Source organism: Streptomyces sp. NPDC098781 (genome assembly GCF_044759995.1).
Taxonomy (GTDB): domain Bacteria; phylum Actinomycetota; class Actinomycetes; order Streptomycetales; family Streptomycetaceae; genus Streptomyces.
Window position 1 is genome coordinate 367,154 of record NZ_JBIWAK010000005.1, and the last position, 12,838, is coordinate 379,991.

Sequence of the window (12,838 nt, forward strand, 5' to 3'; positions counted from 1 at the left end):
TTCGGGCTGCGCACCCGGCTCATGCTCGCCTTCCTGCTGGTCGCCGCCGTCAGCGCCGGAACGACGGCCGCGCTGACCTACCGCGAGGCCCGCAACGCGGTGCTCCAGACCGCCCAGGACACGGCGGTCACGTCCTTCCGCGACCAGGTCCAGCTGACGGCCTTCGCCCTGCCCATGCGGGGCGGGGCGGACCTGGAGGCCGTCCTGCGGGACATCGCCCGCAAGGGCAAGCCGCATCCCTGGGTGGTGTTCGCCGAGTACGGGTCGGTCCGCGCCTCCTCGGGCGAGAACCCGGTCTCCACCGTCATCACACCCGAACTGCGCCGTGCCGCGCGGGCCAACCCGCACGGCAGCTTCGAGCGGGTCGTCAAGGACGGCGTCCCCTACCTGACCATCGCCATGCCCATGGTCTTCAAGACGGGCCCGTACAGCTTGGTGCCCAGCGGACTCGTCCTGTACGCCGTCATGCGGATGACCGACGAGCAGCTCAACGTCGACGCCCTCCTCACGGCCGCCCGGGACGGCGCCCTGCCCGGCCTCGCCATCGCGCTGATACCCGGACTGATCGCCGCCCGCAGTGTGCTGCGTCCGGTACGGGAACTGCGCGAGGCGGCCCGGAGCATGGGCAGCGGCAGACTCGACACCCGGATTCCGGTGCGCGGCAGCGACGAACTGGCCGACCTGGCACGCACCTTCAACGAGTCGGCGGCCCAACTCGAACACTCCGTACGGGAACTGCGCGACGCCGAGGCCCGCGCCCGCCGGTTCGCCTCCGACGTCTCGCACGAACTGCGCACCCCGCTCGCCGGAATGCTCGCCGTCACCGAGGTCCTCGACGAGGACGCGGACCATCTGGACGCCGACACCGCCCGGGCCGTCCGGCTGGTCAGCGCGGAGACCGGGAAGCTGGCCGTGCTCGTCGAGGACCTGATGGAGATCTCCCGGTTCGACGCCCGCGCGGCGGAGCTGAACGCCGACGAGGTCGAGGTGGCCGAGGCCATCCGCAAGACCCTGCACCACCGTCACTGGACCGACGGCCGGCTCCGCACCGAACTCCCCGACGGCATCCGCGCCCGCCTCGACCCGCGCCGTTTCGACGTCGTGATCGCCAACCTCGTGGGCAACGCCCTGCGGCACGGCGGCGCGCCCGTCACCGTGAGCCTCAGCACGCGGACCGGCCGCGCCGGAGGGTCCGTGCTGATCACCGAGGTCGCGGACGCCGGTCCCGGCATCGAGCCCGGGGTGCTCCCGCACATCTTCGACCGCTTCTACAAGGCCGACGCGGCCCGTACCCGGTCGGCGGGCAGCGGCCTGGGACTGGCGATCACCCTGGAGAACGTGAAGCTGCACGGCGGCACGATCCACGCCGGGAACCGGCCCGGCGGCGGTGCCGTCTTCACCGTCGAGATACCGCTGCACGCGGAGGGGGCCGGCGGATGAGGGGTGCGCGGGCGGCCGTTGCCGTGGCCGTCGCGATGGCGGGACCGGTGCTCGGCGGCTGCGGTATCCCCGAGACCGACGTCATCGAGGCAGGCGGTCCCGCGAGCTTCCAGGCCTTCTTCGACCGTGACACCCAGATGCTGCTCTTCTTCCGTTCCCCCGACGGGGGACTGACGCCGGTGATCCGTTCGACCCTGCCGCCGTCCGAGTTCGGCCACGGATACGTCGAGGACGCCGGCGATCCGGAGGGCCCGGTGCCGACGGAGAAAACCGTCCTGGCGCTGCTCGCCGGCCCGGACAGGGAGGACCGGGCGGCCGGCCTCACCACCTCCCTGCCCACCGCCCGCCCCGGCGCGAAGATCGAGGTCGACCCCTCCCCGGGCGGCAGGGTCGCGACCCGCCTGCCCCTCGCCCTGAAGGACCTGAACAGCACCGCCCTGCGCCAGCTGACCTGCACGATCGCCTACAGCCAGGACCCCGACGGCAAGGTCGCCGTACAGCTGACGGGGCAGGACGGGGTAGCGCGGTCCGGCACCTGCGGACTCGTCGTGGGCAGCGTCGGGACGGTGCCCGGGAACTGACCACGGATGCGCCGTCGGCCAGGGCCCCTGGCGGAGGTCGCGTGGTAGCGTCTGTCTGTATACAAGCTGTATGCGAGAGCTGGGGGCTGCCGTGACGTCCGGTCGGGAGAAGGCGTACGCGTATCTCAGGGACACGGTGCTGACGGATCCCGGGATGCAGGGCGCCTTCCTGTCGGAGCAGGAGCTCGCGGACCGGATCGGCGTCTCCCGCACGCCCATCCGCGAGGCGCTGCTCCAGCTCGCCGCCGAGGATCTGGTCGAGCTCGTGCCCAAGCGGGGCGCCCGGGTGGCCCCCCTGACGGGACGGGAGATCCGCGAGCTCATGGAGCTGCGGGGCATCGTCGAGCGGTACGCCGCCCAACAGCTCGTCGCCGAGGGCGCGGCGCCGGTGGCGGAGCTGCGGTCGCTGCTGGACCGGCAGCGCGAACTCACCGGCGCCGACCAGGCACGGGAGTTCATCGCCGTGGACCACCGCTTCCACGCCGTCATGGTGTCCGCGGTGGGCAACGCCCTGCTCGACCGGCACTACGAGGGCCTGCGCAGCCGCCAGGTCCGGGCCGGCGTGGTCGCCCTGTTCAACCAGCAGGGACGGCAGGAGACGGTGCTGGAGGAGCACGAGGCCATCCTGGACGCGCTGGAGGCCGGTGACGCGCAGGCCGCGTGGGCCGCCATCGACCACCACCTGGAGTCGACGCTGAAGGTGCTGCTCGCGGGTTAGGGCGCGGGGTAGGTGATCACCAGCATGGTGACGCCGTCCCGGGAGGTCCAGGGGCCGTGCGGCATCCCGGGCGGGCGGCAGGCGTACATGCCGGCCGTGAAGGTCCGGTCGAGCGTCACGTCGTGCATCGCCCCCTCGACCAGGTAGACCTCCTCCCAGAAGTCGTGCCGGGTCACGCCGTCCGCCGAGCTGTCGGTGCCCGGCGCCCAGCGCACCAGCGCCGTACGGGATCCGCGCTCGGGGTCGTCGGCCAGGACGCGCTCCTCGACACCGGGGGCGGCGCCGGCCGGGGTCCGCCACGGTCCGCCGGGGAGATGGAACTCCAGCTCGGGCTTGCTCATCCCCACACCTCCGGGCGCCTGTTGGCCAGTACGGAGATCCGCTGCCGGACCGCTGCGACCTCGTCGGTGTCCAGGTCGGCCACCAGCAGCTCGGGCTCGGCGCCCAGCGCGTGCCGTACGGTCCCGTCGGGTCCGGCGACGAGGCTGTGCCCGATCCCCGTCGGGGCGGAGCCCTGGCCGGTGCCGGGCTCCGGGGCGGCCTGCCCCACGGCGCCGAGCCACAGGGTGGCGTCCAGCGCGCGGGCCCGCACCAGCAGCTCCCACTGTTCGCGCTTGCCGGGCCCCGCGCCCCAGGAGGCGGCCAGCAGCGTGGCGACGGCGCCGGCGTCGGCGTGCGCCCGGAACAGCTCCGGGAAGCGGACGTCGTAGCAGGTGGCCAGGCCCAGCCGGACGCCGTCCACGTCGATGACGGTCGTCGCCGAACCCGCGGCGACGGTGTCGGACTCGCGGAAGCCGAAGGCGTCGTAGAGATGGATCTTGTCGTACGACGCCTCGACGCCGGGCCCGGTGGCGAGCAGGGTGTTGGCCACCCGGCCGCCGTCGGCCGGGGTGAACATACCGGCCACGACGACCGTGCCGGCCTCACGGGCGATCCGCCGCACGCCGTCGGCCCACGGACCGTCGAGGGGTTCGGCGAGCGGTGCCAGCGGGGTGCCGAAGCAGGCCATCGACGCCTCCGGGAAGACGACGACTCGGGCTCCGGCGTCCGCGGCGCGCCGGGTCCACTCCTCGATGAGCAGGAGGTTCTTCTCGGGGTCGGAGCCGGTGGTGAGCTGGCTCAGGGCGATCCGCACGGTGTGGTCCTCCTCAGACACGGGTGGTCGTGTGCGTGTACGGCGCCTTCGGCGCGGCGAGCGCCGCGTCCTCGTCCACGGCGGCCTCGGGGTCACGCCCCAGCCAGACGCCGACCAGGGAGACGGCCGAGGCGAGGGCGATGTACACGGCCAGCGGCGCCCAGCTGCCGTAGGCGCTCAGCAGGGTGGTGAACAGCAGCGGGGCGACGGCACCGCCGATGATCCCGGCCAGGGTGTAGGCCAGGGACGAGCCGGTGGAGCGCAGCCGGGGCTCGAACTGTTCGGTGATGAAGGCGGCCTGCGGGCCGTACAGACAGCAGTGGATCACCAGGCCGACGACGACGCCGGTGGCGAGCGGCAGCCAGGTGCCGCCGCCGATCATCGGGAAGAACAGGAACGGCCACACACCGGCGGCCACCGCGGCGGTGCCGTACAGCAGCCGGCGGTTGACCCGGTCGGACAGGGCGCCGGCCAGGGGCATGAGGAAGACCTGGACCGAGGAGCCGATGAGCACGGCCGCGAGGGCCGAGCCGCGGGACATGCCGAGTTCCTTCGTGGCGTACGTCAGGACGAACACGGTGAACATGGCGTACAGCACGTCGGGGCCGACGCGGCACAGGATCGCGGCGAGCAGTGCGCGGGGCTGGGTGGTGAACACCTCGCGGATCGGCGCCTCGGGCCGGGAGTGCTCGGCCTCCATCGCCTTGAACACCGGGGTCTCCTCCAGCTTCGCCCGGACCCACAGCCCGAACGCGACGAGGACGCCGGAGAACAGGAAGGCCACACGCCAGCCCCACGACTCGAACTGTGCCTCGGTCAGCAGTGCGCCGAGGGCCGCCAGCACGCCGTTGGCCAGCAGGTTTCCGGCGGGCGGGCCGACCTGGGCGGCGGAGGCGTAGAAGCCGCGGCGGCGCGGGTCCCCGAACTCGCTGGACAGCAGGACGGCACCGCCCCACTCGCCGCCGACCCCGACGCCCTGCGCGAAGCGCAGCACGACCAGGGCGATCGGGGCGGCCACACCGGCCGTCCCGTAGGAGGGCAGGACGCCGATCAGGAACGTCGCCGCGCCGATGAGGACCAGCGTGGCGATGAGCACCTTCTTGCGGCCGATCACATCACCTAGGCGGCCGAAGACGAATCCGCCCAGCGGGCGTGACACATAGCCGACCGCGTAGGTGGAGAACGCCAGGAGCGTGCCGGTGAGCGGGTCCTCCGAGGGGAAGAACAGGTCGCCGAAGACCAGGGCGGCCGCGGCGGAGTAGACGGCGAAGTCGTACCACTCCAGCGCGGTGCCGGTCAGGCTCGCGACGAAGGCCCGGCGGACGCCGGAGTGCCGCGCGGACGCCTTCGCGGCGTCCTTCGTGTCGTCCTTCGGGGTGTCGGGCATGGTTCCCATCCTTGCTCGGGGACGTCGGGGGACATCGACCTTCCGGCATACTTCTTGTATACAGGTCGTATGCGCAACCCCCGCGCGACGAGAACTTCACCTCGTACCCGATCTCTGGAGTGTCCTCATGGCCGTGCTGACCTTCGAACTGCCCGACGGATCGACGCGCGAGGTCGACGTCGTCCAGGTCCTCAACGCCGGGTATGCCGGACGCAGCCAGGAGGACGTCGCCGCACATGTGGCGGAGCTCGCGGAACTGGGCGTTCCGGGGCCGTCCGTGACGCCTGCCCTCTACCCCGTCTCCCCATACCTCGCCCAGCAGACCGACCGGGTCCACGCCCAGCACGCGCACACCTCCGGCGAGGCGGAGTGGGCGCTCGTCGTGGCGGACGGCGGGGAGCTGCTGCTGACCGCCGCCTGCGACCACACCGACCGCGACCTGGAGGTGCACGGCGTGGCCTGGAGCAAGAACGCCGGCCCCGACGTCCTCGCCCGCCGGGCCTGGCCCCTGGCCGACGTGGAGTCCCGCCTCGACGACCTCACCCTGCGCGCCTGGGTCACCCACGGCGACACCTCGACGCAGATCCAGCACGGCACCCTCGCCGAGCTCCTCGCCCCCGCCTACTGGATCGACGTCCTGCGCTCACGCGAGGCGCTCACGCCCGGCACGGTCCTGATCTCCGGCACGATCCCGATGACGCCGGGCGTCGACCAGTTCGGCGACGGCTGGAGCGTGGAACTGTCCGACCCCGCGACCGGAGACACGATCCGCCTGGCCTACGACGTGCGGCCCATGCCGGCGGCCATCGGCTGACGCGGCGCCGGGCTACGGCGACGACCGGGGACGCGGACCCGTCGCCCGGTCCCCCGCCCGCTCAGTCGGAGCCGTCCGGGCTCCGGGAGAAGGCCGTGTCGCCGGCCGTCGCCACGATCGCGTCCTTGACGAGCAGCACCCGCGGCGGGGTGTCCAGCGCCTTGTCGCCGGGGTCGTCCAGGGCGGAGGTGCGCCAGATCTCCGCCCCGGTGCCGGCGTCCAGGGCCAGCAGCCGGCCGAAGCGGTTGGAGAAGTAGACCCGGCCGTACGCCGCCGACACCGCGGGCGCGGACAGGTTCTCCATGTCCGTGGCCTTCTGCCAGAGCTCCTTGCCGCTGTCCGCCGACACCGCCGTGACCGACCCGTCGGCCCGGACGAAGTAGACGACACCGTCCACCAGGGTGGCCGCGCCGGTCAGCGGCCGCGCCAGCGGTGTCCGTCCGACCTTCCCGGTCTCCGGGTCCACCCGCAGCAGCGCGTTGTACGGCCGTTCGTACCCGGACTCGTAGACGTCCTTCGCGGTCTGCGGGGCCAGGAACAGGGGGCGCCCGCCGACCGCGCCGAGCGCCTCCGCCTTCTTGGGCACGGTGGCGATCTCGGTCAGGCTGCCGGGGCCGAGCTTCATCAGGTCGACCGGGGCCTGGCCGGGCTCGTTGGCGGCGGTGCACAGGGCGTAGGGGGTGCCGCCCAGCACCGAGGTGGTGCAGTACTCGTCGTCCAGCGAGGGCGCCTGCCACAGTTCCTTGCCGGCCCGCCCGTAGGCGACGAACGTCGAGTGGTCGGCGGACAGGGTCAGCAGTCCGCCGTCGTACAGGATCGCGTCCTCGGACTTGCTGATGTCGCGTTGCCACCGTCGCTGCCCGGTGCCGGCGTCGAGGGCCACGACCCGCCTGACCGAGTCGTCCGGATCCTCGTACACGTAGACCAGTCCGTCGCGTACGCCGATCGGCCGCACCCCCTGAGGGCGGGTGCCGGACCGCCACAGGGTGCGGCCGGAGGCCGGGTCGACCCTGGCGACCGTGAAGCCGGTCCCGCCGCAGAACAGGGCGCCCGCCCTCGTCACGCAGCCGAGGGCCTGGTAGTCGAGCGGGACGCCCTTGACCTCCTGGCGCAGGGCCGTGCGCCACGGCTGCCAGCCGGCGGGCAGGGACGCCGCGCGCTCGGGGGTCGCGGCGGTGGCGGCCGTGTCGTCGCCGGACACGAAGGCGGCCGCCCCTACGCTCAGCCCCGCGACGGCCAGCGCCGCGGCGAGGCCGGCGAGCAGCAGCCGGGGGCGGCGCGCCCTGCCGGTGCGGGTCGCGGCGCCCGGGGCGGCGGTGGCCGTGCCCCAAGGGGCGGGGCGGGGACGGGGTTTCGCGGAGTCGGCGGTTCTCGGGGGCGCGACGGTGTCGGACTCCGGCAGGGCCTGGAGCATGCGGTGCAGGTCCGCCAACTCCGGCCGTGCCCCCGGGTCCTTGTCCAGGCAGCGACCGACGACGTCCAGCAGCGCTTCGGGCACCCCGTCCAGGTCCGGGGCCTCGTGCAGCACCTGATAGCCGGTCATGTAGGGGCTGTCGGCGTCGAACGGCCCCGTGCCGACGGCCGCGTACACCAGCAGCGACCCCAGCGAGAACACATCCGAGGAGGCGGTGACGTCGCGGGGGGAGGCGAGTTGCTCCGGCGACATGAAGGGCGGAGTGCCGATGATGCGCCCGGTCACGGTGAGGCTCTGGTTGTCGGAGGCGCGCGAGATGCCGAAGTCGATGACGCGCGGCCCGTCCTCGGTCATCAGGACGTTGCCCGGTTTGAGATCCCGGTGCACCAGACCCGCCCGGTGGATGTCGCGCAGCGCCTCGGCGAGCCCCAGCCCCAGGGTGCGCAGGGCCCGCTGGCTCAACGGGCCGCTCTTCTCGACGACTTGGGCGAGGGTGGGCCCCGGCACGTACAGCGTCGCCATCCACGGCCGCTCGGCGTCCGGATCGGCGTCCACGACGGGCGCGGTGAAGGCGCCGCTCACTCTGCGCGCCGCCGCGATCTCCTGCCGGAAGCGCGTGCGGAACTCCTCTTCCTGGGCGTACGACTCCCGCACCAGCTTGACCGCGACCTGCCGTCCCGAGGCGGAGACCCCCAGATAGACGACCCCCATACCGCCCACCCCGAGCCGGCCGAGCAGGGAGTACCCGCCTATGGACTCCGGGTCCCCGGTGCTCAGGGGCGTCATGTCGGATCATCCTTCCCAGCGCCTGCCATGCCTACGTCACGGGTTCAGCGTAGGGCCGCGGGCGGGGTGGGCCGGAGCGCGGGTCGGTGTCCCTGGGCCGCCGAGGGGTGGCCGACGAGGTGTCTGCCCTGATGACGGGGCCGGCGAGGCGGGCTCAAGGCACCCGCTGTTGCCTGGCCTTGAGGCCGCCTAGTCGCTCTCGCGCTCCAGGACACGACGGGCCGCCTCGGCCTCCGCCGCCGGGGGTGACAGTTCGTCGAGGGTGTCGAGCTCGTCGTCCGCTTCGAGTTCCCGCTCCCAGGCCGCCGCGAGGCGTTCCTGCTCCTGCGGCGCCTTCGCGCCGATGGCCTCGCGCCGCTCCGGGTCCAGCGCTGCCAGGAATCGTCCGACCGGGTCCGTGGTCATACGGTGCTCCTTGTCGCAGGAAGGGTTCCACCCCGCCCCAGCATGGCCGAAGGCCTCCCGGCACGCCGCCCGACACCGCCGGGGGACACCCTGTCGGAGGGCGGGCGCGGCGAGTACGCCGGGCCGTGCCGGGAGCCCCAATTCTTCAGGTGCCGGTCACCCTTTCGAGGTGGTCGGCCCGACGGGGCGATTCCTAGGATCACCGCGTGCGATGGCGACGGGTACTCGTACTTGGCTTGGCCGGCGTGCTGGTGGCTGCGGCGGCCGTTGGTGTCTATTCCTACGGTTCGTTCTTCGGATGGTGGGCCCGCCCGACGATCCACGACGCGCCGGAGGCGGAACCGGCGGCCGTGGAACCGCTCGCGAGCGGACTGCGCCACCCCTTCGACCTGGCGTTCCTGCCCGATGGGTCGGCGCTGGTCACCGAGCGGGAGACCGGCCGGCTGCGGAAGGTCGGTCCGGACGGGCGGCTGACCGAGGTCCGGACGATCGACGAGATCGCCGAGCCGGTCCGCCAAGCCGGGCTCCAGGGCGTGGCGGTGTCCCCCACCTACGAGCGCGACGGCTGGATCTACGTCTACTACACCACCGCACAGGACAGCCGGGTGAGCCGGCTGCGGCTGGACTCGTCCGCTGCGCCCGAGCCGATCCTGACCGGCATACCCAGCGGCGAGATCCACAACGGCGGGCGGATCAGGTTCGGCCCGGACGGCATGCTCTACGTCACCACCGGGGAAGCCGACGAGCGTGCCAGGGCCCAGGACCGCGACGACCTGGGCGGCAAGATCCTGCGCGTCACAGCGGCGGGCAAGCCCGCGCCGGGCAACCCGATCGAGGGTTCCCCGGTCTACAGCTGGGGCTTCCGCGACCCGCAGGGGCTCGCCTGGGACGACAAGGGCCGGCTGTACGTCTCCGAGTTCGGCCACCACAACCTCGACGAGCTGAACCTGGTCGAACCCGGCGCCAACTACGGCTGGCCCGAGCTGGAAGGCACCGGTGGCGAGCCCGACTTCACCGACCCGATAGCGACCTGGAAACCCGCCGACGCCTCGCCCAGCGGGATGACGTACCACGACGGCCGGATCTGGGTCGCCTGCCTGCGCGGAGAGCGGCTCTACCGGATGGCCACCGACGGTTCGTCGGCCGAGCAGTTGCTGACCGGTGAGTACGGCCGGCTGCGACTGGTGACGGAGGCTCCGGACGGTTCCCTGTGGGTACTGACCAACGGCCGGCCCGGCCCTGACCACGACCTGATCCTCCGGGTGACTCCGTGACGCCCGCCCGGGCGGCCGGCGCCTCGGTGGGAGGCCGGCGTTCCTAGGTGTGCTGTCCGGGCAGCCGGACCGTGAAGCAGGCGCCGCCTTCCGGGGCAGGGCTCTCGGCGGTGATCGTGCCGCCGAGCCGGGTGGTCAGGCGGTGGGCGATGGCCAGGCCCAGACCGCTGCCCACCGGGCGGATCCCGCGGTAGCGGGTGGTGAGGGCGCCGCGTTCGAAGGCCACCGCGAGGTCGGCGTCGGTGAGGCCGGGGCCGCCGTCGCGGACCTGGAGGACGGCGCCGTGACCGGCGTCGGGGCGGACGGCGACGACCAGGGGACGCCCCGCCGGGGTGACCCGCAAGGCGTTCTCGACCAGGCCGTCGATGAGCTGGCGGACGCGGAAGGCGTCGGTGACCACGGGCAGCGGGCGGCCGGGGCGCTCCACGCGGAAGTCGACCTCGTGGCGGGCACACAGCGGGCCCCACACATCCGCGGTCTGCGCAACCAGCGCGTCCAGGTCGACCTGAGTCACCTCCAGCCGGAAGTCGTCCGCCTCCATCCGCGCGAGCGTGAGCAGATCGCCCACGAAGCCCTCCACGCGCTGGATCTCCGAGGTCATGGTGCGGCCGATCGACGGAACCTCCTCACCCGTGATCACCTCGTCCGCGAGCGCCTCCGCGTAGCCCCGAGCCGTGGTGAGCGGGGTGCGGATCTCGTGGGAGACGGACAGCAGGAAGTCCCGCTGGCGGTTCTCGCTGCGGGCGAGCGCCGCGTCCAGGGCGTTGAGGGCGGCCGCCACCTCCGCGACCTCGGCGGGTCCGCGGGCCTCCACCCGTAGCCCGCGCTCGCCGCCCGCCAGCGCGTGTGCGGTGACCGCGGCGGACGCAAGGGGCCGGGCCAGACGGCGGGCGAGCAGCGCGCCTGCCCCCGCCGCCCCGGCGAGACCGAGCAGCAGCGGTACGGCCAGGCCGCCCCGGATACGGGCGGACGCCTGGTCCACGGTGCTCATCGGCTGGGCCAGCACCAGGCCGCCGCCGGACGGCGTGGGCACACCTTCGACCAGGACCTCACGTCCGTTCAGCGACGCTGTCGCGGACACCGGTTCGCCGCCGAGCAGGGCCTGGCGCCGGTCCGCGTCCACGACCTCCGCCGCCGGGCCGCCCACCGCCCCGGAGGGCCCCACCAGCGCCAGCGCGGTGCCGCCGGAACCGGTGATCCGCTCCTGCCTGCCCAGGATCAGCGAGGCCAGCGCCGGGGTCCGGGCCAGCACCTGCGCCTGGTCGGTGAGCCGGTCGCGTTCCTGGGCCTCCGCACTCGTACGGATCATCCGCCACGCGAACAGACCCGTCAGGACCACCGCCACGGCCGCCACGGCGGTGGTGAGCACGATCATGTGCCCGGTGAGGGTGCCGAAGGGGCCGAGGGAGCGCCTACGACGCCCCGCGCCGACGCGGAACGGTCCGGCCCGCCCGTCCGTCACGCCGCCGCCGTTCGTCATCGGCCCGCGTCGGACGCGCTGTAACCGACGCCGCGGACCGTGCGGATCGGGCTCGCGTCACCGAGCTTGGAGCGCAGCTGCGACACGTATACGTCGATCACCCGGGTGTCCCGGTAGCCGGCCTGCCCCCACACCTGCGCGAGCAACTGGTCGCGGGAGAACACCTGACCGGGGTTGCGGACCAGGAAGGCGAGCAGGTTGAACTCGGTGGTCGTCAGCTCCACCGGCCCGTCGTCCACCCGCAGCGTGCGGCGGCCGGTGTCCAGCGTCAGCCGCCCCATCCGGCGCACCGGATCCTGCGGCGGGCCGGCCGCGCGGCGCAGCACGCTCTTGAGCCGCGCGACCAGTTCGTGCGGTGAGAAGGGCTTGGTCAGGTAGTCGTCGGCGCCCAGTTCGAGGCCGACGATCCGGTCGGTGACCTCGTCCCGTGCGGTCACGAACAGCACCGGCGTCCAGTCGCCCTCCTCGCGCAGCCGGCGGCACACCTCCACGCCGTCCATCCCGGGCAGCGCGATGTCCAGCACGATCGCCACCGGACGCATCCGGCGGGCGGCGGCCAGCGCCGCCGAGCCGTCGGACTCGACGTGCACGCCGAAGCCCTCCCGGCTCAGATAGCGCCGCTGGAGATCGGCGATGTGCCGCTCGTCCTCGACGACCAGGACGAGGCCCCTGTTGTCCGGCATGCCCCGATGCTAACCAGACCGCCCGCGCCCGCCCCTCCCCGGCGTCCGATCCTTACATCGCCCGAACATTCGCCGAACCTTCCGCTAGCAGACCGCCACGAGGCTGGGCCCACCCGAGACCGAGGAACGGAAGGACATCCATCGTGAACAGCACACGTACCGCGGTATCGCATGCCGCGGTCCGGGCCGTGCGCACGACCGCCGTGGTCCTGGTCGCCGCGGGAGCGGTGGCCGGGCTGGTGTGGGCGGCGGGCTCCTCCCGCGACGCCGACGCCGTGATGGCCCTGGACACATCGGCGGCTCTGCTCACCGACGCCGATCCGCTCACCGACACCGGCGCGACCGGCACGCCGTCCGTCATCGGCACCGACGTCCGCCCGCTGCCCCACCGGCTTCCCCGCGAACTCCGCGCCGACCTGCGGGAGTTGCGCTCGCTGAAGCCCGAGCAGCGGCCCGGGGCGGCGGCCCGGATCTGGCGGGACGCCCTCGCGGGCGAGTACGGGCCACGCGTGCGCGTACGAGCCGCCGAGGCGCGAGCCCGCTACCAGGCACTGCCCGAGCAACTGCGCGACGACATCGAGGAGTTGCGCGGTCTCGACGGCGAGGACCGGCGCAGGGAGCGCCAGGAGATCCGCGAGAAGGCCCTCGACGGCGAGTACGGCGACCAGGTGCGGCGGTGGGCCGAACGCCGCTCCGAGCAGTGGTGACGGGACCGGCCGAG

At 73.4% G+C, this 12,838-nt stretch carries 13 protein-coding genes; 6 read left to right on the forward strand and 7 right to left on the reverse strand.

The annotated features are described in order from the left end of the window. The first annotated feature begins 21 nt into the window (after positions 1-21). The 3 genes from ACIQWG_RS22525 (at position 22) to ACIQWG_RS22535 (ending at position 2,739) form a co-directional block, all read left to right on the forward strand. Complete coding sequence (locus ACIQWG_RS22525; RefSeq protein WP_404099398.1) at positions 22-1,440, forward strand: ATP-binding protein; 1,419 nt, start codon at positions 22-24, stop codon at positions 1,438-1,440. Next, on the forward strand, positions 1,437-2,021 hold the full coding sequence (locus tag ACIQWG_RS22530) for a hypothetical protein (protein WP_404098591.1): 585 nt from the start codon (positions 1,437-1,439) through the stop codon (positions 2,019-2,021). Before ACIQWG_RS22525 ends, ACIQWG_RS22530 begins: the two co-directional genes overlap by 4 nt. 70 nt (positions 2,022-2,091) lie before the next feature. Next, positions 2,092-2,739, forward strand: coding sequence for a GntR family transcriptional regulator (locus ACIQWG_RS22535; protein WP_404098594.1), 648 nt, complete (start codon positions 2,092-2,094; stop codon positions 2,737-2,739). Here ACIQWG_RS22535 and ACIQWG_RS22540 read toward each other — a convergent pair. From ACIQWG_RS22540 to ACIQWG_RS22550, 3 genes are read right to left on the reverse strand one after another with little or no spacing between them, the layout of a single operon-like run. Continuing rightward, entirely contained in the window at positions 2,736-3,080 is a 345-nt protein-coding gene (locus tag ACIQWG_RS22540; protein WP_404098596.1) for a cupin domain-containing protein, read from the reverse strand. The two genes, ACIQWG_RS22535 and ACIQWG_RS22540, sit on opposite strands and share 4 nt — an antisense overlap. Then, positions 3,077-3,874, reverse strand: coding sequence for a carbon-nitrogen hydrolase family protein (locus ACIQWG_RS22545; protein WP_404099400.1), 798 nt, complete (start codon positions 3,872-3,874; stop codon positions 3,077-3,079). The genes ACIQWG_RS22540 and ACIQWG_RS22545 overlap by 4 nt, the downstream gene beginning before the upstream one ends. Before the next feature lie 13 nt (positions 3,875-3,887). Then, the gene (locus ACIQWG_RS22550; RefSeq protein WP_404098598.1) at positions 3,888-5,261 is read right to left on the reverse strand and encodes an MFS transporter; all 1,374 of its coding nucleotides are present in this window, start codon (positions 5,259-5,261) and stop codon (positions 3,888-3,890) included. A gap of 127 nt (positions 5,262-5,388) precedes the next feature. Here ACIQWG_RS22550 and ACIQWG_RS22555 point away from each other — a divergent pair, with 127 nt between their 5' ends. After that, a complete protein-coding gene (locus ACIQWG_RS22555) occupies positions 5,389-6,075 on the forward strand; it encodes a DUF2848 domain-containing protein (protein WP_404098601.1) in 687 nt (228 codons plus the stop codon). A 61-nt stretch (positions 6,076-6,136) separates the two neighbouring features. Here ACIQWG_RS22555 and ACIQWG_RS22560 read toward each other — a convergent pair whose 3' ends face one another. Both ACIQWG_RS22560 and ACIQWG_RS22565 read right to left on the reverse strand, forming a co-directional pair. Beyond that, positions 6,137-8,275, reverse strand: coding sequence for a PQQ-binding-like beta-propeller repeat protein (locus ACIQWG_RS22560; RefSeq protein ID WP_404098603.1), 2,139 nt, complete (start codon positions 8,273-8,275; stop codon positions 6,137-6,139). Between the two features lie 189 nt (positions 8,276-8,464). Then, the gene (locus ACIQWG_RS22565; RefSeq protein WP_404098605.1) at positions 8,465-8,680 is read right to left on the reverse strand and encodes a hypothetical protein; all 216 of its coding nucleotides are present in this window, start codon (positions 8,678-8,680) and stop codon (positions 8,465-8,467) included. A gap of 206 nt (positions 8,681-8,886) precedes the next feature. Between ACIQWG_RS22565 and ACIQWG_RS22570 the strand changes: the two genes are divergently transcribed. Continuing rightward, positions 8,887-9,954 (forward strand): PQQ-dependent sugar dehydrogenase, encoded by a 1,068-nt coding sequence (locus tag ACIQWG_RS22570; RefSeq protein WP_404098608.1) that lies wholly within the window; start codon positions 8,887-8,889, stop codon positions 9,952-9,954. 43 nt (positions 9,955-9,997) lie between these two features. Here the strand turns inward: ACIQWG_RS22570 and ACIQWG_RS22575 are convergent, their stop codons facing one another. Continuing rightward, positions 9,998-11,434, reverse strand: a complete 1,437-nt coding sequence (locus tag ACIQWG_RS22575; protein WP_404098611.1) for a sensor histidine kinase — start codon at positions 11,432-11,434, stop codon at positions 9,998-10,000. After that, entirely contained in the window at positions 11,431-12,117 is a 687-nt protein-coding gene (locus tag ACIQWG_RS22580) for a response regulator transcription factor (RefSeq protein ID WP_404098613.1), read from the reverse strand. Before ACIQWG_RS22580 ends, ACIQWG_RS22575 begins: the two co-directional genes overlap by 4 nt. A 143-nt stretch (positions 12,118-12,260) precedes the next feature. On the opposite strand from ACIQWG_RS22580, the gene ACIQWG_RS22585 reads away from it, so the two are divergent. Continuing rightward, on the forward strand, positions 12,261-12,824 hold the full coding sequence (locus ACIQWG_RS22585; protein WP_404098616.1) for a hypothetical protein: 564 nt from the start codon (positions 12,261-12,263) through the stop codon (positions 12,822-12,824). Positions 12,825-12,838 lie beyond the last annotated feature (14 nt).

Excerpts from the sequence above, each read along its gene's own strand:
- ACIQWG_RS22525 (WP_404099398.1), top strand. The coding sequence starts at position 22 with ATGCTCGCCTTCCTGCTGGTCGCCGCCGTCAGCGCCGGAACGACGGCC.
- ACIQWG_RS22530 (WP_404098591.1), top strand. The coding sequence starts at position 1,437 with ATGAGGGGTGCGCGGGCGGCCGTTGCCGTGGCCGTCGCGATGGCGGGA.
- ACIQWG_RS22535 (WP_404098594.1), top strand. The coding sequence starts at position 2,092 with ATGCGAGAGCTGGGGGCTGCCGTGACGTCCGGTCGGGAGAAGGCGTAC.
- ACIQWG_RS22540 (WP_404098596.1), bottom strand. The coding sequence starts at position 3,080 with ATGAGCAAGCCCGAGCTGGAGTTCCATCTCCCCGGCGGACCGTGGCGG.
- ACIQWG_RS22550 (WP_404098598.1), bottom strand. The coding sequence starts at position 5,261 with ATGCCCGACACCCCGAAGGACGACACGAAGGACGCCGCGAAGGCGTCC.
- ACIQWG_RS22555 (WP_404098601.1), top strand. The coding sequence starts at position 5,389 with ATGGCCGTGCTGACCTTCGAACTGCCCGACGGATCGACGCGCGAGGTC.
- ACIQWG_RS22560 (WP_404098603.1), bottom strand. The coding sequence starts at position 8,275 with ATGACGCCCCTGAGCACCGGGGACCCGGAGTCCATAGGCGGGTACTCC.
- ACIQWG_RS22565 (WP_404098605.1), bottom strand. The coding sequence starts at position 8,680 with ATGACCACGGACCCGGTCGGACGATTCCTGGCAGCGCTGGACCCGGAG.
- ACIQWG_RS22575 (WP_404098611.1), bottom strand. The coding sequence starts at position 11,434 with ATGACGAACGGCGGCGGCGTGACGGACGGGCGGGCCGGACCGTTCCGC.
- ACIQWG_RS22580 (WP_404098613.1), bottom strand. The coding sequence starts at position 12,117 with ATGCCGGACAACAGGGGCCTCGTCCTGGTCGTCGAGGACGAGCGGCAC.